Consider the following 24,205-nt stretch of genomic DNA (forward strand, 5'->3'; position numbering starts at 1 on the left):
TACATATGAACATGATGAGACGTTTTCAATTCAAAGCAGTTGGGATGAAGCTGTTTGTTATCTTTTTTACCACGATCGTGCTGTTATCCTCAGCGTTGGGCATATTATCGTATTTCATCTCCAAGGACACGGTGATGGATCAGGTGTCGGAAGCGACTTCGGGGCAGATGATGCAGGCGGCGGACAAGCTGGATTTTCTGCTGGCCCAATATGAAGCCGCTTCCCGTCAGTGGGCCTTGGATACGGTGCTTCGCGAGGATCTCATTACGGTGAGTACTGCGGATATCGGCATTCGGGACAAAACGCAGGCCGAGAACCGAATCCGTGAGAAGCTGAACGGGATGGCATCCTCGGATAAACGTCTGCAGGGCATGCGTCTGGTTGCGCCCAATCTTCAAGCTCAAAGCTCCTATAACTCCACGGGCTTATCGGGCATGTCATCCGCGGATAGCGTGAAGGCGAAGATTGACCGGATTATACAGGCCGATGGCGAACCGGTATGGTTCCCGACAGAGGTGCAAGGCTTTATGGAGAACGAGAAAACCGCCACCATGACGATGGGGAGATTGCTGAAAAACCTGAAGAATCCGGACGCGCAGTACATCCTGCTGATCGATATCAAGGACGAGGCGGTCGGAGAGGTGCTGGCGAATTTAAAAATAGGGAATAACGGGCAGATGCGAATCGTGGCCGATGACAACCGGATCGTGCACGACATGGACACGGCCCAGCTGATGCAGCCGTCCACAATTACGGTTCCTCAAGAGGCCGAAGAAGGAGGGATTTATTACACCGCCGACGAGCAGATGGTGGTGTATACGCCGCTGAAGACGGCTCCTTGGCATATGGTCGGCTTTGCTCCCGTTAGCGATTTCGTGCAAGCCACGGACAAACTGCTGGCCGTGACGCTTGTGGTCATTGTGGCCGCGATCCTTATTGCGGTACTGATCGGCTATTATATGATGCGTTCCATCGGCCGCCCGCTGAACCAGATGTGCAGCCTGATGGAAGAGGGAGAGCAGGGGAATCTGAGGGTTCGGACGGAGTTCCGGCGGGCGGATGAAATTGGCCGTCTCGGCCACAGCTTCAACCGGATGATGGGGCAAATTTCGGCTTTGGTCGATCAGACGAATGCTTCCGCGAAGGAAGTGCTGGTAACGGCGGAGGAGTTGGCGGAAGCATCGAAGGGAACCTCGTTGACGGCAGGTGAAATCGCATCGGCCATGGAGCAGATTGCACAAGGAAGCGGAAGCCTGGCGATGGAAGCCGAACGGGAGAATCAGCTGGCTGAGAACATTGGCGTCCAGATGAGCAAGGTTTCGGATTCGAATCAAGTGATGGGGGCAGCGGCTGATCGGGTGCTTCGGGTGACGGGAGAGGGTGCCCGGCATATGGATAATCTGGTGGAAAAATCCACGCGGATTAATCAGGTGAACCGGGCCATCGTCCAGAATGCGGAGAAGCTGAAGGATAATACCGCGTCGATTCACAAAATATTGGAGCTGATGTCGGAGATCACGCATCAAACCAATGTGCTGTCCATTAACGCGACGATTGAAGCGGCCCGTGCGGGGGCAGCAGGCAGCGGCTTCATGGTCGTAGCCAATGAAGTGAGGAGCTTGGCGGATCGTTCCAAGGAATCGATCCATACCGTAGGCGCGATGATCAAGGATATCCGGACTGAAGTGCAAGGCTCTGTTGATGCATTGACGTCGGCATCACCGCTCTTTGACGAGCAGCTGCATTCGGTTCAGGAAGCTCAGGGCGTATTTGATCATGTTCGCCACGAGATGGATGCTCTTTTAACCGAGATCCGCGAATCGACCCGTTCGGTAGAGGTACTGATCGGTTCCCAGCTTACTCTGACCGACTCGATCTCGGAGGCGAGCTCGATTGTGCAAGAGACGAGCGCCGCCACGGAGGAGGTTGCTTCGATGTCATCCGAGCAGTTCAAGGTGAGCGAGAAGCTGGTTGCCCTGTCTTCACGCTTGGAGGAGCTGTCGGAGGGATTGCGCAAGTCATTGGTGATGTTCAGGACGTAAATAGTTTTTGTATAGTGAGACGCTGCGAGTACGTATCGTTCCTCCAATCGCTGTTGCCCCCAATTTTCTTGGGATTATAATTCTGCAGTAGAAAATCGGGGGCAAAGGCGACCACTATCGTTTTTCCGGAATCGATTCGTCCTCTCCGCTGCTTCGTGCTATGCGTACAACCATTTACGCCTAGGGTGTGGGAGGGGATGGACAAAAAGCCGATGAAGGGGAACATCTTCATCGGCTTTTTGTTGGTAGCGTGTTACTCGGGAGTGCTGGGATATAGCGAGGGATCGTTGAGTTGCCCCGTCTGCTTGTTGAGTTACTACCTGCTGGGACACTCTCCCTTTGGGAATCGCTCATGCAGTGCAGGGAACGTTGAGGTGCTTCGTGCGTAATATGCTATTGCCTGGAATTATGAACTGCATGAATAAAAACCAGCTCTGGGACAATTCCCGGAGCTGGTTTTGTTTAGGTGCTGCTCTTAGCAAAAGCCTATGGGTTGCAGCCACTGCTTCGCACTAATGGTGGCCGTGCCGCTCGCCGGAGCGGTTATGATGTGGTAGCATGCGGCGTGCTAACAGCTGTCGGCTCGCATCCGAAGTGGTAGCATACGGCGGGCTTACGGCTGCCAGTTTACATTAATCGTGGCCGTGCCGCTCGTTGGAGCGGTGAAGGAATGGTTTGATCCGCCTTCCCACGTTACCGTTGAGCCTTGTTTTTTCAGGAATTTGAATTCAATGGTTTTGCCAGCAGGCACGCTGACGTCATAGTACCAGGTCGGGTACTGATAGATGACCTGATTATATAACGGACCGATGGCTTTGGCCGGGTCCCAATTACCAAGCTCGCTTACGCTGCCTGCCAGGTACACGTTTTGTCCGAGCGCGGTGGTGGCATTGTTCACGACAAACCGGACGCTGACTTGATCCCCGGTCAGCACTTCGAAGTTGTCGTGCACATTGCTTGAAGTGCCAGCGCTATTGGCGACTTTAATGTTATATACACCACCGGCAACCGCAGGGATCTTCACTTTGATCTGCGTGTCTTCCCATGCCGTAATGTTAGCGCCCGTTACGGCCGTCGAGCCGAAGTATACCGTGCCTTTGGTTGCGCCGAAGCCGCGGCCGTCAATGGTGACGGTTGCGCCCGGTTTGGCCATCATCGGTCCTACGTGCCCGATGGTTGGCGTAGTCACGGCGGTGGTGTACTGCCATACGGCCGTACCGCCGGCAGCCAGCGTAAAGTTGGAAGCCGCTCCGCCTGAGCCAACGGTCAAGCTGTTGCCGTTCAGAAGTCCGCCCAGCACGTCGGCATAGCTGCCGGCAGGCAATGAAGTCGCCAAGCCGGTAATGGAAGCCGGCGTGTTCACGTTACGGTTTACAGCGATAAGCGCTACGTTGTTGCCGAATTTACGTTCATAGATCAGCACATCATTGTTGATCCAGCGCTCCTGCGTCGTTCCATAGGCGATGGCCGGATTGGATTTACGCAGCGGCGCCAGCTTTTTAATTACTTGGTAAGCGGTAGTCGTCGTAGAGAACGAAGGAATCCGTGCCCGGTTGTTAGGATCGTTCCCGCCGGACATGTATTGTTCGGTTCCGTAATAGATGGCCGGCACCCCGCGTGAGGTAAGCGTGAAGGCCAAGGCCTGTTCCAGCTTCCGGCGGTTGGCGTTGTTATCGTGGAAACGTTCCATGTCATGGTTATCGATGAATGTGACCTGATCCTCCACTTGGGCATAATCGGTTGCCGAGCCCTCCAGCATGGACTTCAGACCGTACATATTGTCGGTGTTATCCCTGAATACCTGGCGTACCTTCTGTGCGAAACGGAAGTCCAGCAGGCTCATGCCGGATTCGTTGGCGAACTTATGGTTTTCGGCACTCACTTCGTTCACGCCAAGGAACCATTCGCCGAAGGTGAAGACCGGCTTATAGTTGTTAACGGTGGCCATGAAACTCTTCTGCCAGCCAAACGGCATATGTTTCACCGCGTCCATTCGAATGCCGTCAATGCCCAGATCGAGCCACATTTTGATGGCATCTTTCAGGTAGGTATCCACGGTGCTGTTGTTGTGGTTCAGGTCAGCAAGGTCGTACAGGTTTTTGTAAATCCCGTTCTCTGTCGTCGAGAAATCGGTGCCCCCGTTATGATGGAACAAATTCTGCGTATCGTTTGTGTATCCGCCGAGCAGGGTGCCGTTGTTGTACAGCTTCCCGTTCTCCGCGAACGACGGCTGGTCCGAAGAAGCGGGAGAGGTGTGGTTCGGTGCGAAGTCGATGATGACTTTAATATTCTTGGCATGAGCGGCAGCGATGAGATTCTGGAAATCGGCGATCGTGCCGTAAGCCGGATTCGTTTTCTTGAAGTCTCTGGCCCAATAGCCATGATAAGCGGTGTTGTTCACGCCGGAATAGTTGATGACGCTGTAGATGTTCTCGACAGGCTGGGAGATCCAGATGGCGGTAACGCCCATGCCGGTCAGGTAGCCGTCGTTGATTTTGTTAATGATCCCTTGCCAGTCACCGCCGCAGTACAGCCTTAGATTAGTACAGGTACCGTCAAAGGCAGGTCCGGTCGGGTTGTTGGCCGCATTGCCGTCGGAGAAACGATCCGTAAAGATTTGATAAATGACATCCGTGCTGAAATTTTGCTTGTTGGATACCGAAGTATCCGGGGCTGCATGGGCTGGGCCGAGCAAGCTCAGGGCCAGGGACAAGCTAAGGGCAAGAGCGGTTGTCAGTTTGTAAAACTTTTTCATCGTAATTCCTCCTATGTAGTTGATATAGAGAAGGTTGGTTTTACTAGCTTATCGGCTGCTTGAGCATCACCTCCCATACAAAATCGGGCAACAAAAAACCCCGGAATCTCCTGTAGAGAAACCGGGGTTGTTCCATACCGGGTGTGCGGTTACGGAATGCATGGCCCTTAAATTATGCGAGTGTTTGATTTCAACAATATTGTAAATGAAAGCGAATTCAAGTGTCAATACGTAATATCCAAATAAAAGGAAAATGTATGTAGGATATGGTGAAATTAAATTTTATTATTGCTAATTATTATTGAAACAAAATTTTACAGGTCATATAATAGGTCTAGGAAACGTTTACATTTTCAAAGGCGCTGTGGATTTAAATGATGTGTCTGTTATTCAGTATTCCAAACTTAAGGCTTGCAGCAAAGGAGGAAGATGGATGGCGAGCAGCGCGGAAGTCGGTGCAGAGCAGCTGGGCTTGGCAATCAAGGGAGTGAAAGCGGCGTGCACCGCCATTGAACGCGAAATAGCCGCGGGTACGACACCGGGTGCCGTACTGGGCGTTCTGCATGAAGGCAGGGAATGGTTCTACGCAGCCGGCTATGCCAATCCCAAGCCAGCGCAGGGGCAGCCTGTGCCTGTCAGCGAGGATACGTTATACGATTGTGCATCCTTAACCAAGGTGGTGGTTACGCTCCCGTTGATTCTGCAATTGATCGATGAGGGAATCTTGACCTTAAGCACAAAAGTGAGTGACATTCTGCCTCCATTCGGAACGGCAGGCAAAGAAGAAGTTACGGTAGGCCAGCTGCTGACGCATACTTCCGGGCTTCAGGCGGATATGAACCTGCATTCCCATGGCTGGGACAGGGAGCAGATGTGGAACGCCGTTCTTACAGCACCGCTCGTGACCAAGCCGGATACCGAAGTGATTTACAGCGACTTGGGATATCTGACGCTTGGACGCATCATAGAACGGTCGCTCGAACTACCTTTGGACCAAGCGTTTAAGCGATGGGTGTCGGATCCGCTGGGCATGCGTCAGGCTACACTGACTCCTTCGCCGGAACAGCCCGGCCGCTATGCTGCAACGGAGTATGAGGATACCATCCAGGATCATCTGTGCGGGATCGTGCATGACGAGAAGGCCCGGGCCTTGGGTGGTGTATGCGGCCATGCCGGCTTGTTTGCCACAGCAGGCGATCTGCTGCAGTACACGCGAATGTGGCTGGAGCAAGGGGCGATCCCGGCAACGGCGAGTCCAGAGGCGGAGGGCGGGGAATCCCGCATTTTATCTCGGGCTGGGGCTGTTGCGGCCACTCGTACCCATACAGGACATATGCATGGCTCCAACCGTGGTCTGGGGTGGGTACTGAAAGGGGATAAGATGGATGCTTCCGGTGATTGGATGGGTCCTGGCTGTTATGGACATACCGGATTTACCGGAACCAGCATGTGGATCGATCCCGAGTTGGATCTTGCGGTCGTTCTGCTGACAAACCGCGTATACGGGGGGCGGAGCAGCAGCGTGGCTCAGCTGCGCGCACAGGTCCACAACGCGCTGACGGGAGCCGTGGCATGGTGAGACGGGGATGCGGCGGCGTATGGTTGACAGCCATCCAGGCATGCCCCGGACCATGCGCCGTGTGCACAGGGAGTAGTACGCACGATGTACACAATAACCGTCGTTCAATTCGGCAGGGGCAGCGGCAATCGGGAGGCAATATGACGCCGGATGGACATTAGCAATAACCAAATTGAGCCGGTTCATTTATGGAACTTGTAAATAGATGTACCGCCCAGTACATGAAATATTTTGGTTAATTAAGATGAACCGGTTGCACGCCGTTTTGCGGCAATCGCAGCCAATCCAAGGACTTACGACAATAAGGAGGGAATACGCAATGACGAGTTTAACCTACAGGTCTTACCGGCCTGGGGACGAGGACGGTATCACTGCGCTGTGGAACGCCTGCCTGCCGGGAGATCCCATCACCCGGCTCCGCTTTCGGAATTTGGTGCTGCTCGATCCGAACTTTGATCCGCAGGGACTGCGGATTGCAGAGCAGGAGGGCCGCATGGTGGGCGTCCTGTATGCGGTGCGCCGGAGGCTGCCGATGATCGGCACCGAGCTGGAGCCGGATCACGGCTGGATCACCTTCTTCTATACCGATCCGTCGGTTCGAAGACAGGGTGTAGCGTCGCGGCTGCTGCAGGAAGGCGAAGACTATCTTCGCGGTCATGGGCGCAGCAAAGTCTTTTTCTCCTCGTATGCCCCGAATTATATCGTGCCGGGCATCGATGGCGAGCGATATCCGGAAGGCTTGGGGTGGCTTGCGGCCAGCGGCTTTACCCGCAATTACACGGCGGTGGCGATGGATCGCTCCCTGGTCGATTTTCATATGCCGCCGGAGGTAACGGAGCTGAAGCGGCAGCGAGAGGAAGAAGGCTTTACCTTCACGCTGGCCCAGGACAGCGATTTGGTGGAGCTGATCGAGTTTGCGACGGACGTGTTTAACCCGGATTGGGGCCGGGCGATTCGTGAGGGACTGGTGCAGCGACTAAGAACGGATCAGATCCTGATCGCGCGCGATCAAGGAAAGCTGGTGGGATTCTGCCTGCATAACGGATATGAAGGTGTGACTGAACGCTTCGGTCCGTTTGGCGTAGACCCGTCGATGCAAGGGAAGGGCCTCGGCAAAATCCTATTATATGATTGCCTTGCTCTCATGCGGGCTCAAGGACTGCACGGTGCCTGGTTCCTCTGGACGGGTGAGCAAAGCCCCGCAGGACATCTGTACCGCAAAGCCGGATTTCACGTGACGCGCCGGTTCGATATTATGAGCAAGCCGCTTCAATAGATTCTACTACTTTTCATACAAAAGGGGAGATCCGATTTGACGGAAGCAAAGCAGCATCATATTTTGGCGATTGGCGGACATGCGGGCGATATGGATCTAACGGCAGGAGCCGTAATCGCTAAATACACGCAGGCTGGCCACAAAGCAACGTTTCTTCATTTAACGCCGGGGGAGAAGGGACACCCTCGACTGACGCCCGAGGAGTACGCGAAGCAGAAGATTGACGAAGCTCACCAATTTGCTGATATCGTTGGCGCGGATGTCCGCTTCCTTGCTTACAAGGATGCCGAGCTGCCGCTTGATGAGGAAGTGAAATATCAGGTAGCGGACGTCATACGGGAAGTGAAGCCGGATATCATCATTACGCATTGGAAGGAGAGCATTCATAAGGACCACTCCAATACCCATTACATTGTGGAGGACGCCCGCTTCTATGCGGGGCTGAAGACGATTGAACGGGAGCTTCTGGCCCACTATGCCCAGCATTTATACTATGCGGACAATTGGGAGGACCCGTATGATTTTCATCCCGAGGTATTCATCGATATTCCGGACGAAGCCTATGAAACGTGGGTGAGAGCCATGAACGTGTACGCTTATGCGCGCGGGGAAACCTATGGCTTCCCGTTCATCGAATATTACAAAGCGCTCACGATCGTGCGGGGGGCTCCGGTGAACTTCAAGCGGGCTCAAGCCTTTGCCGTTCCGAGAGGCGCGTTAACTAAACGATTACAATTTTTCTAAATATATGGTTTTACATCCAGACAACTGGAATAATACCTAATGAAATCACAAAAAAATTGTGAGAAATGCCAAAACATCCACTGACATTATACCTATCTTTTGATATAATGAGTGATGTTACGGGGGAACACGTACGGAATCATATATAGAGAATACAAACAGGAGAGGAAGTCTTCCATAGTGGAGGCGTCCTCTCTTTTCGTTTTGTTCGTCACCGGTTGTGATACACAGGCTACGGGCGATATAGCGTTTCCGATTGCAGCTCTGGCGTGGAGGGGGAGGGTCGGCTGTTGCATTTTTTAAAATCCATGGTATGATGTATTTAAAGAATCTTAAAATAAAGATATTATAACAGGATATTAGGGCAACCTTTGATGGGGATTGCGACCTAATTTATGATGTGGTTTTTAGGGCTGCCCTTGGTCCTATTGAGCTATTCCAGGGCATTCTAACATTAATGGTGTCAAACGGAAATCTAACCTTATCACCAATCGGAAGGAGACTATAAACACATGGAACATACGCATATTTACCGCCAGGGAACTTCCCCGGAGGCACCAACCTTACTATTGCTGCACGGTACCGGGGGGAACGAGGAGGATTTGCTGCCGCTGGCCGAGATGATCTCGCCAACGTCGAATGTGCTCGGGGTCCGCGGGAACGTGCTGGAGAACGGCATGCCGAGATTTTTCCGGCGCCTGGCCGAAGGCGTGTTTGATATAGAGGATCTCGTGAAGCGCACGAACGATCTGAATGAATTCCTGAACTGGGCAGCCGCCGAGTACGATTTTGACCGCAGCCGCATCGTGGCAGTCGGGTATTCAAATGGCGCCAACATTGCCGCAAGCCTGCTGTTCCACGAAGGGGACGCGCTGCAGGGGGCCATCCTCCACCATCCGATGGTTCCGCTGCGGGATAAAACCTTGCCGGATTTGACCGGCGTACCGGTCTTCATCGCGGCCGGCCGGCGCGATCCGATGTGCACGCCGCAGGAGAGCGAGGATCTGAACGAGCTATTGAGCGGGGCAGGCGCGGACGTGAAGCTGCATTGGGAGAACGGGGGGCATCAGCTCAGCCGTGCAGAGGTCGGGATGGCCGCTTCCTGGTTTAAGGAGAAGTTCCTGTAATACCGGGCATGCCAAGATCCATGATGCGTTCCCTGTCTAATCAAGTAAAAATGAAAGCGAATATGATCAAAATACCGTCAATGCGTTGGCGGTATTTTTTTTATACTTAACCCATCGAATAAGAATCGAGGGGGTCCGACATGGCACAGACAATGGAGACGATGAAGAAGCCTGGCACCCAGCCGACGCGGGGGTACAAGTCCCGGGGATCCTTGCAGCGGGGAGAGAACCTATGGGGGATCGCATTTGTAAGCCCGATGCTGATCGGCGTTATCATTTTGGTGCTGTTTCCGATATTGGCAACGCTTGTGCTGGGGTTTGCCGATTGGAATTTCGTGCAGGGCTGGGACGGCATCCGGTGGGTCGGGTTTCAAAATTTCCGCCAGCTGCTGGAGGATGACATGTTTATCAAGTCGGTTCGCAACAACATCTTGTTTCTGTTGACGGTACCGATCTATATGATGATTTCGATGGCGCTGGCCATTTTGATCGACCGGTTTGTATATATGAAGGGCTATTTTAAAGTGGCTTACTTCATGCCTTACATATCCAACATCGTGGCGGTTGCCGTCGTATGGCAGGTGCTGTTCCAGCCTTCCTACGGGCCGATCAACGAAATCCTCCGGACGCTCGGGATGTCCAATCCGCCCAAGTGGATTGCCGATCCAAATTTCGCACTGATTTCCATTATGCTGATTTCGATCTGGATTTCCATTGGCTTCAATCTAATTATCTATATCGCTGGGCTGCAAGCCATACCGAAGGATCTGTACGAAGCGGCGGACATCGATGGAGCGAACGGCTGGACCAAGTTCAGGCGCATTACGCTGCCGCTGTTGTCGCCGACATCTTTTTTCCTGCTGGTAACGGGGATTATCTCCACATTCAAGGTGTTTGAAATTATTGCCGTCATGACCCAAGGCGGGCCGATTGGCTCCACCACGATGATGGTCTGGTACTTATATGATACAGCCTTCATTAATCTGAAGGTAGGTTATGCATCGTCCATTGCCGCGGTTTTGTTCGGTTTTGTCATGCTGATTACGCTGGGACAGTGGGCCGCTCAGAAGAAGTGGGTCAACTACTAGGAGGGAGGGCGCTGCTTTATGGGGACAAGAGTCGGCGTTGACTTGCGCAAGCTTATCGTCACGATCGTGATGTTCGTGGTGAGCATTCTGTTTCTCCTCCCTTTTATCTGGATGCTGGTGACATCCTTTAAGGTGGAGAGAGACGTATTCGTATATCCGATTCAGTGGATTCCGCGGGAGTGGAACGCGATTCAGAATTACAAGGAGGTATGGTTCGGCGATTATCCCTTCTATCTCTATTATTGGAACTCGATCAAGGTCAGCCTACTGACCACGATCATCTCGGCCATGGTATCCGCCCTGGCTGCCTACGGCTTCTCCAAAATCCGGTTTGCCGCCGGCAATTGGCTGTTCATCATCGTGCTGGTGACCTACATGATTCCGGGCCAGGCCATCCTGATCCCGCAGTTTATTCTCTACCGCAACATCGGGCTGTTCGACAACCATTTCGGCCTCATTATGCTGGGAAGCTTCAGTGTGCTCGGAACGTTCATGCTCAGGCAATTCTTCATGGGGGTGCATCAGGAATTCATCGAATCTGCCAAACTCGACGGTGCGAACCATCCGCGAATCTTCTGGTCCATTGCCCTGCCGCTGGTGAAACCCGCTGTGGCCACCTATGCGATCCTGCGGTTCATCTGGACGTGGAACGATTATCAGAATCCGCTCATCTTCCTGCGGACGGACCGGCTGTTCACGATTCCGCTGGCGATGCAGAAATTCACGTCCTTGAGCGGAGAATTCTACTCCCTGATCATGGCGGCTGCCGTGTCGGCGATATTCCCGTTGCTGATCGTTTTTATTATCGGCCAGAAGAGCGTCATCGAAGGTATTGCGCTGGGTGGGGTCAAGGGCTAGGACTCTCGGGAATGAATGGGGTAAAAATAGTTCCAACATCAGTAAAGATTGTTTTATGGTTAAGATGTAAGCGCTCTATATAATGTGGATAGTTACAGCTAGAATCGTCACGACCTTACATACCGATAGATATCAATGGGGAGGGGTTATAGACAATGATGAACAAGAAATGGTGGTCAGGCGTTCTCACGGCCGCGATGGTGATCGGCTTGCTGTCCGGCTGCGGGGGAGCGAAAGAGGATGGGGCGCAAGGTGATTCCGCGCAAGGCGGAGGCAAGACCAATCTGAGGCTGTACACGTATGGCACGGAGGAAGCTTACAATTGGAAAAAGACGCTCCAAGCCTATGAAGAGGCAACGCCGGGGGTAACCATTGAGCTGGTGCAGCTCAGCGAGAAGGGAGATACGCAGGAGGCGTTCAAGAAGCTTGACCTGGAGGCGGCATCCTCGGCCCAGATGGACATTCTGATGTTCAGCGATCCGGCAGGTTATGCGCAGCGGGTGGCGCTCGGCATGGCGGAGCCCCTGGATGACTTTATCGCGAAGGACGGCTACAGCGTGGAAACCGATTATAAAGTGGATACCCGCCTCGACGGCAAGGTCTACGCGCTGCCAGGCAAGTTCAACCCTTGGTATGTGCTGCTGAACAAGGATCACCTGGAGGAAGCGGGACTGCCGGTTCCAACGGACTGGACCTGGGACGAATATGCGGATTATGCCAAAAAATTGACCCAGGGCGAAGGAGCGTCGAAGCGCTACGGGACGTACTTCCATGGCCCGCAAGGGGGCGGATGGCTGGAGTTTCTGAAGCTGATGATGGCCAATCAGCCTCAAGATACCGACTATTTGAAGGCCGACGGCTCTTCCAATCTGGATAACCCGACCTTCAGGCAGACGCTGGAGCTGCGCGTGCGGATGGAGAAGGAGGACCAATCCTCTGTGCCTTATACGGACATGATCTCCCAGAAGCTGAATTACCGGACGCAATTCTTCAATCAATCCGCAAGCATGATCACGATCGGCAGCTGGATGAACACGGAGATCGGCGGAACGGATAAAGTGCCGCTGGACTTCAATGTCGCCGTAGCTCCATTCCCGAAAAACGAGGAAGGCGATCCGACGGGACTTACGCCGGTCACCACGGATTACGTGGCGGTGGCTGCCAAGTCGAAGCATAAGGAAGAAGCTTATAAATTCGTCCGCTGGTACACAACGGAAGGGCAAATCGTGCAGGGCAAGAACATTCCGGCCTGGCAGCAGGTGAAGACCGAGCAGGTGGAAGAGATCATCGACACCATTCTGTCGGGCACGAAAAGTCCGGAAAAGGTAGACAAGAAATCGCTCGTGGACACATTGGTTGCCTCGAAGGCCTCGGCCATCGTGCCGCCTGCGCCTTATCAGGCGGAAGTGTACGAGGCGGTGAACGAGGAATACGAGAAGCTGATACTGGGCAATCAGGATATTGACCAGACCATCGCGAATTCGCAGGAGCGAGTGAACAAAATTATAGAATCCAACAAAAAATGATCTGGTATAATAGACAAAAAAATCGGGACGAAACTCTTCGTCCCTTTTTTTGAATTCGCGTACATTATTCCCGTCACGCCATACCCGAGGTGGATCCTATGCCCGCACGATTGAAGAGCCTGATCCCTAGCTCCATCAGGCATAAGCTGATTTTGGCTGCCGTCACCTGCATCGTCGTTCCCGCCATCGTCAGCTTGATTCTGTACAATTCATTAACGAAGGAAGCCTTGAGGCAGCAGGCGGTATCCAACGCAAGCGATGCCCTTCAGCTGGTCCGCGGATCGGTGACGAATCTGCTCTTAAGCAAAATCAATATCGCCAATTACATTCAGATGAATTCCGGCTTGAATTCCTACTTCAAGCAGGTGGTCTCCGGCAACGAAGATCCGGATCCTTATCGCAGGTTCATGGAATCCAACCGGGTATTGGAGCATCTGGACAGCTTGACGGTCGTTGGCGAGAAAAGTTATGTCACCGTCATTCTGGAGAACGGCTCCTATTACATGAATTATTCCGTAAGCGATTACAATCCGCTTGATTACAGGCAGCGCCCCTGGTTCGGCCAGATTTCGGAGCTGAAAGGCTTGGAGTCCCTATGGACGGAGCCGGAGGCCACGATGTTCCGCTCCGACCAGATTGATCATCCGACGCAATTATCGGTGGTGCGCACGCTCCGGCTGCCGGATTCCGAAATTTACGGTTACGTGATCGTGACGTTCATGGAGGATCAGATCAGCGGGATCTTCAACTCCCTTTCGGAAGGCAACGAGTTGGTGCTGCTGGATGCTGAGGGAACCATCGTTTCCGGCAGCCATCAGAGCCAGATCGGAACGACCTTTGCCTATCTCGAAAATTTGGATCAAGAGAAGCCGTATTCAATCGTGCCGATGAAGGGGGAGAAGCAGCTGATGGTACACCAGGACATCCCGTATGCCGGGTGGCGTCTGGTGCTGATGCAGCCGTACAAGGATGCGATCGTCAATATCAACTCGATTTTCAACCGGGTGTTCTGGTTTCAGATGTGCTTCTTCCTGATCTTTCTGCTGCTGCTCATTGCGCTTGTCCGCGCGTTTACCAAGCCGTTAGTCAAGCTCGGCAAAGTGGCGACCTCCGTGCAGCGCGGAAACCTGGAAGTGAGGTCGAATGTTCATGGCAATGATGAGGTTGGACGGCTGGGGCATTTATTCGACGACATGCTGGACCGGTTCAAAGCCATGATCTCGGAAATATCCGAGAACCAGGCGAGAAAACGCAAAGCGGAGCTCCGAATGCTTCAAGCCCAGATCCATCCCCATTTTCTGTTCAATGTTCTGAATTCGATTCGGATGAAGGTCATGAAGCGGGGCGATCCCGAAAGCGCCAAGATGATAGGCTCCCTGTCCGTGCTGCTCCGCATGACGATCAGCCGCGAGGAGGACGAGATTGCGCTTCACGAGGAAATTGACCTGATCTCGCATTATGTAGCTCTCATGAACCTTCGGCAGAAGGAGGAGGTCAGGCTGGAGCTGGATATCGCGCCGGAGGCTTTCCTCTTCAAGGTGCCGCGCTTTTTTCTGCAGCCGATCGTGGAGAATGCATTAATCCATGGGCTCAACCAGCAGGCAGGGACGATTCGAATTGCAGCTGCCATGAAGGGCAGGCACCTCGTGCTGACGGTGAAGGACGACGGGATTGGCATGGATGCCGCCGTCAGGGAGTCGATTGCCCGGAGAATCCAGGGCCGATCCGACGGGTCTTCGAAACAGGAGGAGGCAAGCGGAGGCAGCTTCTCTCATATCGGTCTGCAAAATGTGATGGAACGGATGAGCATGGTGTTCGGCGAGGCTTTCCAATGCCGCGTCTACAGCGAGCCTGGCCAAGGAACGGTGATCGAGATGTTTATACCGGAAAGAGGGAATGCGGATGTATAACGTGATGCTGGTGGACGATGATTATCCCGTCATCGAGCTGTTGTCGGAGGCCATCTCGTGGAATGAGCTGGGCTTGAATCTGATGGGAAGTTATGAGAACGGAATGAGTGCCTGGGAAGATGCAAAGTCTTCGCCTCCGGACATTCTGATTACGGATATCGGCATGCCCAAAATGAACGGGCTTGAGCTGTCCGCACGCATTAAAGAGGTGAAGGCCGATGTACGGATCGCCATTCTGTCCTGCCACAACGAATTCCAATATGCCCAGCAGGCCATGCGCCTGAACGTGCAGGATTATTTACTGAAGGACACACTCGATCCCGAAGAGCTGGTACAGCTTCTGAGGCGGTTCAAGCAGGCGATGGACGAGGAAGCACAGAAGGGCTGGGAGCAGTCACGGATGATCCATCTGGTGGACGAATCCAGGGAACTGCGGAAGGAGCAGAGCCTCAAAAATTTCATCCACCAGCCCTTGCTGTCCCCTGAAAAATGGCGGCATGAGCTGTCGGAATATGGGGTGCTGAAGCCGGGCTATCACTGCCTTCCCGTGGTCGGACATCTGGAGGATGTGCGGGAGATCAGGCACCGCTTTGCCTCCAACCAGACGCTGCATTTTGCCCTGGGCAACGTGCTGCGGGAGGTGCTGGATCAATTAAATCCGGATGCGGTGCATGTCCTATACGATGCAAAGTCTTCGCTGCTCCTGTTCTCGTATCGACCCGGCTTGGGCAGCAACATATACGATGAGGCCACCGCCTGCCTAAAGGAGGTGCAGCGGACGCTCGAACGCGTGCTGCGAATCCGCATGTCGTTCCTGATCGGCCGGGGCTGCGCGGATCCTGAAGGCTTAAAGGCAGGGCTCAATGAACTGCTGGCCTGCCAGCATCAACGATTCTATCTGGAGCCGCAGGAGATATCCAAACTGAGCGGAACGCTTGAACAGAAAAGTGTGCCTGGAGATCCCGATCTCTTCGTTTATTATGACCGGGCCAGCTCGGAGCTGCGGGAATCACTGCTTGGAAAAGAGGGTTCCAGCGGGCCGAGCGACACAGTCGATCGGTGGATCGTTTGGATTCAAGGCAAGCGGTATGCACCGGAATCGGTCAAGGACTGGGTATTGAAGCTCCTGCTGGATCTAAAGCTGAGGCTTCATCTCCTGCATTCGCTGTCACCCGCGTATACGGCCGATGCGCTGCACAAAGAGATCATGGACATGGACTCCCTGAACGAGCTGAAATCCTGGCTTCACGATTATTTGGAATCCACCATACAGGCTATGGACCGGGGATTCGGGGGCAGCCGAAGATCGGAAGTGGCGGAGGCCTGCAAATACGTGTCCCTTCGGCTTGACCAGAGGATCACGCTGGATGACGTTGCCGGCTGCCTGCACCTGAATCCGAGCTATTTCAGCCGCATGTTCAAAAAAGAAACCGGCGTCACCTTCATCGAATACGTCACCCGGATGAAGATGGAGCGGGCCAAGGAGCTGCTGCGGCAGACGGACCGCACGGTCGGGGAAATCTGCGAAAGTCTGGCTTACGACAATGTGAGTTATTTCAGCAAGACATTCAAGGCGTATGCGGGGGTAACCCCCGTAGAGTTCCGAAACGGTTGAAAGGGCGTCTCCAACAGGGGGAGAAACGGGAAGGAGGAGGTTTTAGCCCGATGAACAGAATACAGGAGCTGACAACGATCGTGAACGGGATGGCTCCCGCCGATCTGCGGATGTATTACCAAGGCGGGGACCAGAGGTCCTTCTGGGAAGGCATCCGGCTAAGCGAGGATTACGAGCAGGACATATCCGAGATTCGCGAGGAAGGGGAACGGCTGCTGTCTGTTCCGAACCCGCCGCTGACGTATGACTTATTCATCCGGTTTGCCCGGCAGGGAACGAGGCTGGATTATGAGAAGGTGTATTTCGAGCGAAGGCTCAGGCTGAATACGTTTGCCCTGCTGACCCTTCTCGAGCCGGATAAGGAAGCGTATCGGACGGCTCTTCAGGAGATGATCTGGTCTATCTGCGATGAGTATACCTGGTGTTTGCCGGCGCATCTCAACGCGGAATCGCCGGGCGGCATAAAGGGGACGATTGATCTGTTCAGCGCCGAGACCGGGTTTACCCTCAGCGAAATCCGCGTGCTGCTGCGGGACCATCTGCCTTCGCTGCTGATCTCGAGAATCGGGGAGGAGGTTGAAGAGCGGTTATTCATCCCTTTCCTGAGCCAAGAGCACGGCTGGGAGACGGCCACGCACAATTGGTCTGCCGTCTGTGCCGGCTCCATCGGCTCCGCCGCGCTGCTGCTTATGGAAAGCGGGGACTCTCTGGCGAAGGTTCTGCTGAAGACGGAGCAGTGCATGGACTATTACCTGCAGGGCTTTGGTGCGGATGGAGCCTGTCTGGAAGGGCTGGGATACTGGAATTACGGGTTCGGTTATTTTGTGTATTATGCCGATTTGCTGCGCAAGCGCAGGCGGGGCGCGTTGGACTGGTTCCTGGTGGAGAAGGTCGGCCGCATCGCCTTGTTTCAACAAAAGTGCTTTTTGGGAGGGCAGGCGGTCGTCAACTTCTCCGATTCGCAGCCGAAAAGCACGGTACATATCGGCTTGTCTCATTATCTGGCTGGATTGTACGCAGACTTCGAGTCTCCGCCGCAGTCTCTCCGGTCGGGTTACCGCGACGATCATTGCAGCCGCTGGGCTCCGGCTTTGCGCAACCTGATCTGGCGGGATCCATTGATGACGGGAAGCGATTGGGGAGAGGCAAGTTATTATTTGCCCGATGCCCAGTGGCTGATCTCCCGCAGCTCCCATGGAGGCGAAGTGTACGCGTTTGCGGCCAAGGGCGGCAGCAATGGCGAGCCGCACAATCATAATGATCTCGGGCATTTTATCCTGTACGGCGCCGGGGAAGCATGGTGCTCGGACCTTGGCTGCGGGGAATACACGGCGGAGTATTTCGGCGAAGGCCGGTATGGCTATGATTGCAACGGCTCCCAAGGCCACTCCGTGCCGATCATTGACGGCCATGTTCAGCGAGAGGGTTCGGATAGCGCTGCGGTTGTATTGGAAGCGGCGACGGGTGAAGCCGTGGATCGGCTGCGGCTGGAACTGACCTCAGCCTACCGCGTTCCTGCACTGCGGGCATTCACGAGGACGCTGGAGTGGAACAAGGAGGGAGATCAGCCAGAGCTAACGCTGAGCGACCGGTTCACGTTCGATTCGCCCCCAGGCAGCTTGGTGGAGCGGATTGTCACCAGGATACCGCCCGAGCTGGTGCTGATGGATGGCCGGCGGGTTGTCGCGTTACGGGGAGCGGGAACTCATGAGCAAGCAGAGGCAGGAGGGCAAGAAGCCGTTCAGGCCTTGGAGAAGAAGGGCGAGAGGATTGCGGCTGAAGAAAGAACCGGGGAGCAGCCGGCTCAGGGCCAAGGGGGGAACCGGGAGGGACCGGCTCAACACCGAGGAGGTAATCGGGAGCAGCCTAAGGTACAGGACACTATCCCGGGTCCTGCTTTTTCCATAGACGACAGGCCCGGCCTGCTGATCCATTATGACATCGAGCTGGTGGAGCCAGAGCTGACAAGGCATACCTTCCGTGATCACTTCGGCAAGGAAGCGGCCTGGTATGCCGTGGATTTTAACGTGAAGGTCCCTGGCTTGCATGCGAATATCGATTTCAGATTTCAATTCATATGAACAGAGGAGTGGAGAGGGATGAAAACGGAAAACGCTTTGGATTGGGTGACGGAAGCCTGGGAGAAATCGCTTGCGAAGACGCAGCGAAACGTAACGCGGGTCGGAGCAAGGTTTCCGCATGCCAGCCAGAATGGAGTCTACCAACTGGAGCCGCCGCATTGGTGGACGGCCGGCTTCTGGCCGGGCATGCTGTGGCTTCTGTACAATGACAGCGGCCTGGCGGAGCTTAGAACCACCGCCGAGCAGTGCGAGCTCATTCTGGATGACGTGCTGAACGAATATGTACGTCTGGATCACGATCTCGGCTTCATGTGGACGCTGACCAGCATGGCTTCCTACAAGCTGACCGGCAGCGAAGAGTCCAAGATACGTGCGCTCAAGGCAGCCAACTTCCTGGCGGCACGCTTCAACCTGAAGGGCCACTATATTCGAGCCTGGAATCCGTGGTCGGAAGGGGAGGATAACGCGGGCCTTGCCATCATCGATTGCGCCATGAACATGCCCCTGTTGTTCCAGGCGTCGCAGATCAGCGGCGATCCCCGCTATCGGCATATGGCCGAAGCGCACATGGATACGGTGGTCCGAGACTTCGTTCGGCCGGATGGTTCCGTCTATCATATCGTTCGATATGATCCGGCAACCGGTGAGCGCCTGGAAGGGATCGGCGGGCAGGGCTTTGCGCCGGAATCCGCCTGGTCCAGGGGAACGGCGTGGGCGATCTACGGCTTAACGCTTGCCTACCATCATACAGGCAAGTCGGTATACCTCAACACGGCCAAAACGGTTGCGCATTTCTTCCTGGCGAATCTGCCGGAGGACCATGTGCCGTTCTGGGATTTCCGCGCGCCGGATGAGGCCCGTATCTACCGGGATTCCTCCGCCGGTGCCTGCGCCGCCAGCGGCCTGCTGCTTCTGGCGGACAAGGTGGAACTGGGGCAGGGGGCCGTATACCGGACGTCCGCAGTCCGAATTCTGGAATCGCTGTACCGGAATTACGGTACGTGGGACAACGATAAAGAGGAAGGCCTGATTCTCCACGGCACTAGTCATTATCCGGAAGGCCGGAATATCGACGTGCCCCTGATTTACGGCGACTTTTTCTTTGTCGAAGGACTGGCGCGGCTAAGAGAGAAGGGGCCTTTTTACTGGGAATAAAGGAGATTGAAGCGGACGGATGGGGTACAAGGACTGGGGGCAAGACCAGGACCTGAGTTAGGAACAGAAAAAAAGAAAAGCTGAGGAACAGCAGACGTACCCGGAAGAGGATAAGAGAAGAAGCACTGGGAAATGGATAGTAAGGTAGATTCTCAGGAAGAGAATAAGAGAAGCAGGTGCTCGGGAAAGTCATAAAAGAAATACATGCGAGTAAGAGGATAAGAGATGTAGAAGTACAGGAAATGAATAAGAGAAGCATTCCGGAAATGGAGTGAGAATTTAAAAATGAGCATACAGGCTGCAAGGAATCTCGGTCGCGGCTCGACCCATCCGGTTGCCCGGAATCCGCTGCGAACAAGAGAGGACGTGCAGGAAGCACTCACCCAACTGCTCGAGCCTCTGAATACATATTATAGCGAGGGGCGCGCACGATTAATCCTCGACCGTTCGGGTGTCGACGCCTATGCCGATATTGCCGAGATGGAGGGCTTCTCGCGCGTGCTGTGGGGACTCGTTCCCGCCGTTGCCGGAGGCTCCCATGGCGACCTGTGGGAGCTGTCTCTGCAAGGGATACGTTCAGGGACCGATCCGGAGCATTGGGGAAAGGTTAAGGACTATGACCAACGGCTGGTGGAGATGGCGGTATTCGGATTGGCCTTTGCCCTGATTCCGGATCGCATCTGGCAGCCGCTGAGCGAGAAGGAGAAGTCTAATCTCTATCAATGGCTCGATCAGATCAACTACCATCCTTGCTATGATTGCAATTGGCTGTTTTTCCATGTATTTGTCAACGTCGGTTTCCGCAAAGCAGGCTTACCGTACGATGCGGGGCAGTTGGAGAACAATCTCCAACGAATAGAGGAGTTCTATCTGAATGCAGGCTGGTATAGCGACGGAATCGGGGGCACAGCGATTACTACGTGCCATATGCTTTTCATTTCTACGGCCTGATCTATGCGCAGCTGATGGGAGAGGAGGACCCCGAACGCGCTGGTCGCTACAGGGAGCGGGCGGCGTTGTTTGCACGAGATTTCGTCCACTGGTTTGCCCCCGACGGGCCAGCCGTTCCTTACGGGCGCAGCTTGACGTACCGCTTTGCCCAGTCGGCCTTCTGGTCGGCTGCGGCTTATGCCGGACTGGAAGGGTTTAGTCCGGGCCAGCTGAAGGGGCTGGTCCTGCGAAATCTCAGATGGTGGTTTCAGCAGCCTATTTTTGACCGGGACGGCGTGTTAACGGTGGGGTACGCTTATCCAAACCGAATCATGTCGGAAAACTATAACGCGGCCGGCTCCGTGTACTGGTCGTTAAAGACGTTTCTGATCCTGGCTTTGCCGGAGGAGCATCCGTTCTGGACGGCCGAGGAGCAGGAGCTGGCGGAGACGGGAAGTATTTCGGTCCAGGAGCCTGCACATCTGGTCCTCTGCCGTGACGAGCAGACTGGTCATGTGGCCGCCTTCAATACGGGCCATCCGTCTACCAACGAGCATACGCATACTTCGGCCAAGTACGAGAAGTTTGTATACTCTACCGCCTTTGCGTTCAGCGTGCCGAGGGCGGAATGGGGACTGGCTCAAGGTGCTTTTGATTCCATGCTGGCGCTAAGCGAAGGTGATCGACTGTACCGGGTCAAACGTTTAGGCGAGGAGACGCGGATTCAGGAGCATGTGCTGTATGCCAGATGGAAGCCGTGGAGAGACGTGGAGGTACGGACATGGATAGCTGCGGGGCTGCCTTGGCATATCCGCATTCACCGGATCAGCACGGGCAGAATACTTGATGCTGCAGAAGGCGGTTTTGCATTAGGTTTAGGATCTCTGGACAGCTCCTCGGCGGGAGAGGGAGTAGCATCTGCTTCCGGTACCTTCGGCACGAGCGCCATCTATGGCATGCTCGGTTACGATACGGCAGAGCTCATTTATCCCCATGCCCAAACCAATCTGCTGCGTCCCCGAACCGTCATTCCTACGTTGAGGGCGGCGCTCAAACCCGGAACCCATTGGCTTATATCGGCCGTGCTTGGTGATCCAAGCGCTCCGGTCATCGAAGAGCCTTCCATGGAAGCCGTGAAGGAGGGGCTGGGCGTAGAAATCTTACATCGTCAGATTAAGATAACCACGCAGAATGGGAATGTTATTGTGATTCCGATGGACTGATTAGCATGCCGTCATTCGTAAGCTGGAGGCGGATTCGTCTCCATACCCAATAAAACCACGAAAGCCGGGGGATTGATAACCCCGGCTTTCTTGCGCTTCATATAAGCACCTCATCCTCCCTGATCGTGGCGATGGGCTGCAGAAATTGATGATCGAAGGGCCGGAGCTCAGTCCCTGCCCGAGCTTTATTCACCCAGTCCGGATTGACCAAGGCGCTGGTGCCGATCGCAACGAAGTGCGCATGGCCTGAAGCCAAGAGTCGTTCCGCGACAGCCGGATCACCGAGTTTTCCGTTCGCGATGACGGGAACGCTGCTATACATGGTGGCAAGTTCGGCTAAGGTCGCCTCACCCTCAGCGAAAGCGGGGGCGTAAGCTTTGTACTCCGTCGTGTGAATGTAAGACGGTGAAGCCCCACTCAATTGACCGAATATGATCTTGGCATCCTCCACTCCCTGAGCCCACTTATGATGAAAATCGTTCACCTTGCCCTGGGAAACCCGAACACCCACAATATAATCCGAGCCAACGGCTGAGCGAATGGCTTCCAGCACCTCAACGACGATTCGAATCCGATTCTCCGTGGACCCGCCGTATTCATCCGTTCTGTGGTTGGTGTAATCGGTTATGAATTGATCGAGCAGATAGCCGTTTGCCGCGTGGATTTCAACCCCGTCGAATCCAGCGGCCTTGGCGCGAAGTGCCGCATGAGCAAAATCCTGAATGGTTTGTTTAATCTGAAGCTGCGTTAACTCCCGAGGGGTGGCGAATTCTCCGCTTCCTCCATGATCCTCAAGCATGGCGCCCACCGGCTTCACCGCTGAAGGCGCAACCGGGACGAATCGATCATGCTGAACCAGGGCCCCGGCGTGCATCAGCTGTGCAATGATTTTACTCCCCTCCCGATGAACAGCTTCGATGACAGGCTTCCAGGACGCGGCCTGCTGGTCATTGGCCATGCCGGGTTGGTTGAGATAACTCTGACTCTGTACGGCATCCGGATAAAGGCCTTCCGTAATGATCAGACCGAACCCGCCCTTCGCGAATCTCTGATAATATCGAACCATTCGGTTGTTAGCCAGGCCATTCGGCTCTGCGCTCGTTCTGGTCATGGGTGAGAGTACGGCGCGATTGGGCAGTTTCAAAGATCCTAATGAAGCTTCGGTTAGCAGGTTGGGATATGAATGCATGGTTGTATCCTCCTCATTGGTTGATCAGTCTTATTGCGACCGACGCTTGTTAGTGGGTATGATCTGATTGTATTTCGCATGGTCTATACTGTAAAATGATAGAAATTAATATATGTATCAATAAAAATGATACCAAGAAGGTGAGCTGGATGGACTTAACGGATTTGAGGGTTATATCCGTCATTGTGGAGGAAGGCAGCGTATCGGGAGCTGCCGAGAAGATGGGGTATGTGCAATCCAACGTGACGGCGCGCATACGCAAGCTGGAGTCCGAGCTGGGTGTTCCTTTGTTCGACAGACATCCAAAGGGCGTCTCCCCCACGGAGAAGGGGCTCGTTCTTCATCGATATGCCAAGGAGATTCTCGGCATGGCTGAGGAAGCCGTTGCAGCAGTGAAGGAGCCCCCTTATCCCAGCGGTCCGCTTGTGATCGGCGTCGTGGAGACGATGGCGACATCGCCATCCTTTATTCAAGCCTTGTCCGAATTCCAACGAATCTATCCGGAGGTCGCGCTGTCTCTCGTCAGCGGAACTTCTCCACAGCATGAGGAAAGCATGCTCCGTCGAAAATTGGATGGGGCATTCATTACCGGTGATTATGACAGGTCACGGCTGGAGAGCGAGCTGGAAATCCGGGAGGAGGTGTCGCTGCTTGTTTCGTCGGAGAAATACGGAGAAGAGGAGACGTTCGAGGCGTTCGGTCTATCGGGTGCTTCTTGGATCGTGTTTCCCAAGGGATGTCCGTTCCGGAAGTCTAACGAGGAATGGCTTCGCAGCGAAGGGATCGCCACAGCAAACATGATCGAGATCAGCACATTGGAAACGATGCTCAGCTGTGTACGAGCCCAATTGGGTTGCGCGCTTCTGCCGGCATCGGCCATTCCTTGGTCCGATCCAAGTTTAAGGGCCTACCCCGTTCCGGATGGGTATCGCATTGCCACGACACAGCTCGTCCGTCGCAATGAATCATTCCGCAGCAAGGCGTTTGCTGCTTTTGCAGCATGCGTCAGAGAAGCGGGCGGGATAGGTTCGACTGGAAATCAGGCCTCATGCTCTTGAAATCATCACCATTTTGCGAAGGCTTGCCAGAAAAGGGCGGGATATTTTC

Annotated in this window: 15 protein-coding genes and 1 pseudogene; 14 read left to right on the forward strand and 2 right to left on the reverse strand. The window is 54.4% G+C overall.

What is annotated here, in order from left to right; translation table 11 throughout:
* Positions 1–5: 5 nt before the first annotated feature.
* Positions 6–2,042 (forward strand): methyl-accepting chemotaxis protein, encoded by a 2,037-nt coding sequence (locus OHJ21_RS24965; protein ID WP_486021431.1) that lies wholly within the window; start codon positions 6–8, stop codon positions 2,040–2,042.
* A gap of 613 nt (positions 2,043–2,655) precedes the next feature.
* Here the strand turns inward: OHJ21_RS24965 and OHJ21_RS24970 are convergent.
* Positions 2,656–4,797 (reverse strand): alpha-amylase family glycosyl hydrolase, encoded by a 2,142-nt coding sequence (locus OHJ21_RS24970; RefSeq protein WP_486021432.1) that lies wholly within the window; start codon positions 4,795–4,797, stop codon positions 2,656–2,658.
* Between the two features lie 433 nt (positions 4,798–5,230).
* Here OHJ21_RS24970 and OHJ21_RS24975 point away from each other — a divergent pair, with 433 nt between their 5' ends.
* The 12 genes and pseudogenes from OHJ21_RS24975 (at position 5,231) to OHJ21_RS25030 (ending at position 21,909) form a co-directional block, all read left to right on the forward strand.
* Positions 5,231–6,376 carry a serine hydrolase domain-containing protein gene (locus OHJ21_RS24975; protein ID WP_486021433.1) on the forward strand — a complete coding sequence of 382 codons (1,146 nt, stop codon included), beginning with the start codon at positions 5,231–5,233 and terminating at the stop codon, positions 6,374–6,376.
* Between the two features lie 319 nt (positions 6,377–6,695).
* Positions 6,696–7,652, forward strand: coding sequence for a GNAT family N-acetyltransferase (locus tag OHJ21_RS24980; protein ID WP_486021434.1), 957 nt, complete (start codon positions 6,696–6,698; stop codon positions 7,650–7,652).
* Between the two features lie 36 nt (positions 7,653–7,688).
* Entirely contained in the window at positions 7,689–8,396 is a 708-nt protein-coding gene (locus tag OHJ21_RS24985; protein ID WP_486021435.1) for a PIG-L deacetylase family protein, read from the forward strand.
* A gap of 512 nt (positions 8,397–8,908) precedes the next feature.
* Complete coding sequence (locus OHJ21_RS24990) at positions 8,909–9,523, forward strand: alpha/beta hydrolase (RefSeq protein WP_486021436.1); 615 nt, start codon at positions 8,909–8,911, stop codon at positions 9,521–9,523.
* A gap of 140 nt (positions 9,524–9,663) precedes the next feature.
* Entirely contained in the window at positions 9,664–10,611 is a 948-nt protein-coding gene (locus tag OHJ21_RS24995; RefSeq protein ID WP_326116249.1) for a carbohydrate ABC transporter permease, read from the forward strand.
* Positions 10,612–10,629: 18 nt separating this feature from the next.
* Complete coding sequence (locus OHJ21_RS25000) at positions 10,630–11,469, forward strand: carbohydrate ABC transporter permease (RefSeq protein ID WP_486021437.1); 840 nt, start codon at positions 10,630–10,632, stop codon at positions 11,467–11,469.
* Positions 11,470–11,624: 155 nt separating this feature from the next.
* Positions 11,625–12,995, forward strand: coding sequence for an ABC transporter substrate-binding protein (locus OHJ21_RS25005; protein WP_326117446.1), 1,371 nt, complete (start codon positions 11,625–11,627; stop codon positions 12,993–12,995).
* 98 nt (positions 12,996–13,093) lie between these two features.
* A complete protein-coding gene (locus OHJ21_RS25010; protein WP_486021438.1) occupies positions 13,094–14,905 on the forward strand; it encodes a cache domain-containing sensor histidine kinase in 1,812 nt (603 codons plus the stop codon).
* Positions 14,898–16,520 carry a response regulator transcription factor gene (locus OHJ21_RS25015; RefSeq protein WP_486021439.1) on the forward strand — a complete coding sequence of 541 codons (1,623 nt, stop codon included), beginning with the start codon at positions 14,898–14,900 and terminating at the stop codon, positions 16,518–16,520. Before OHJ21_RS25010 ends, OHJ21_RS25015 begins: the two co-directional genes overlap by 8 nt.
* A gap of 50 nt (positions 16,521–16,570) precedes the next feature.
* Positions 16,571–18,601, forward strand: a complete 2,031-nt coding sequence (locus OHJ21_RS25020) for a hypothetical protein (RefSeq protein WP_486021440.1) — start codon at positions 16,571–16,573, stop codon at positions 18,599–18,601.
* 18 nt (positions 18,602–18,619) lie between these two features.
* Complete coding sequence (locus OHJ21_RS25025) at positions 18,620–19,756, forward strand: glycoside hydrolase family 88 protein (protein WP_486021441.1); 1,137 nt, start codon at positions 18,620–18,622, stop codon at positions 19,754–19,756.
* Positions 19,757–20,041: 285 nt separating this feature from the next.
* Positions 20,042–21,909 (forward strand): annotated as a pseudogene (locus OHJ21_RS25030) (DUF2264 domain-containing protein).
* 97 nt (positions 21,910–22,006) lie between these two features.
* Here the strand turns inward: OHJ21_RS25030 and OHJ21_RS25035 are convergent.
* Positions 22,007–23,098, reverse strand: coding sequence for an oxidoreductase (locus tag OHJ21_RS25035; protein ID WP_486021442.1), 1,092 nt, complete (start codon positions 23,096–23,098; stop codon positions 22,007–22,009).
* A 149-nt stretch (positions 23,099–23,247) separates the two neighbouring features.
* Here OHJ21_RS25035 and OHJ21_RS25040 point away from each other — a divergent pair, with 149 nt between their 5' ends.
* Complete coding sequence (locus tag OHJ21_RS25040; RefSeq protein WP_486021443.1) at positions 23,248–24,156, forward strand: LysR family transcriptional regulator; 909 nt, start codon at positions 23,248–23,250, stop codon at positions 24,154–24,156.
* The last annotated feature ends 49 nt before the right edge of the window (positions 24,157–24,205 follow it).

Source organism: Virgibacillus sp. LDC1 (assembly GCF_025792345.1).
In the GTDB taxonomy this organism is placed as follows: domain Bacteria; phylum Bacillota; class Bacilli; order Paenibacillales; family Paenibacillaceae; genus Paenibacillus_AQ; species Paenibacillus_AQ lautus.

What these genes read in the sequence shown, in the direction of transcription:
- OHJ21_RS24965 (WP_486021431.1), top strand. Translation starts at nt 6, where the DNA reads ATGAACATGATGAGACGTTTTCAATTCAAAGCAGTTGGGATGAAGCTG.
- OHJ21_RS24970 (WP_486021432.1), bottom strand. Translation starts at nt 4,797, where the DNA reads ATGAAAAAGTTTTACAAACTGACAACCGCTCTTGCCCTTAGCTTGTCC.
- OHJ21_RS25035 (WP_486021442.1), bottom strand. Translation starts at nt 23,098, where the DNA reads ATGCATTCATATCCCAACCTGCTAACCGAAGCTTCATTAGGATCTTTG.
- OHJ21_RS25005 (WP_326117446.1), top strand. Translation starts at nt 11,625, where the DNA reads ATGATGAACAAGAAATGGTGGTCAGGCGTTCTCACGGCCGCGATGGTG.
- OHJ21_RS24990 (WP_486021436.1), top strand. Translation starts at nt 8,909, where the DNA reads ATGGAACATACGCATATTTACCGCCAGGGAACTTCCCCGGAGGCACCA.
- OHJ21_RS25015 (WP_486021439.1), top strand. Translation starts at nt 14,898, where the DNA reads ATGTATAACGTGATGCTGGTGGACGATGATTATCCCGTCATCGAGCTG.
- OHJ21_RS25020 (WP_486021440.1), top strand. Translation starts at nt 16,571, where the DNA reads ATGAACAGAATACAGGAGCTGACAACGATCGTGAACGGGATGGCTCCC.
- OHJ21_RS24980 (WP_486021434.1), top strand. Translation starts at nt 6,696, where the DNA reads ATGACGAGTTTAACCTACAGGTCTTACCGGCCTGGGGACGAGGACGGT.
- OHJ21_RS24995 (WP_326116249.1), top strand. Translation starts at nt 9,664, where the DNA reads ATGGCACAGACAATGGAGACGATGAAGAAGCCTGGCACCCAGCCGACG.
- OHJ21_RS25040 (WP_486021443.1), top strand. Translation starts at nt 23,248, where the DNA reads ATGGACTTAACGGATTTGAGGGTTATATCCGTCATTGTGGAGGAAGGC.
- OHJ21_RS25000 (WP_486021437.1), top strand. Translation starts at nt 10,630, where the DNA reads ATGGGGACAAGAGTCGGCGTTGACTTGCGCAAGCTTATCGTCACGATC.
- OHJ21_RS24975 (WP_486021433.1), top strand. Translation starts at nt 5,231, where the DNA reads ATGGCGAGCAGCGCGGAAGTCGGTGCAGAGCAGCTGGGCTTGGCAATC.
- OHJ21_RS25010 (WP_486021438.1), top strand. Translation starts at nt 13,094, where the DNA reads ATGCCCGCACGATTGAAGAGCCTGATCCCTAGCTCCATCAGGCATAAG.
- OHJ21_RS25025 (WP_486021441.1), top strand. Translation starts at nt 18,620, where the DNA reads ATGAAAACGGAAAACGCTTTGGATTGGGTGACGGAAGCCTGGGAGAAA.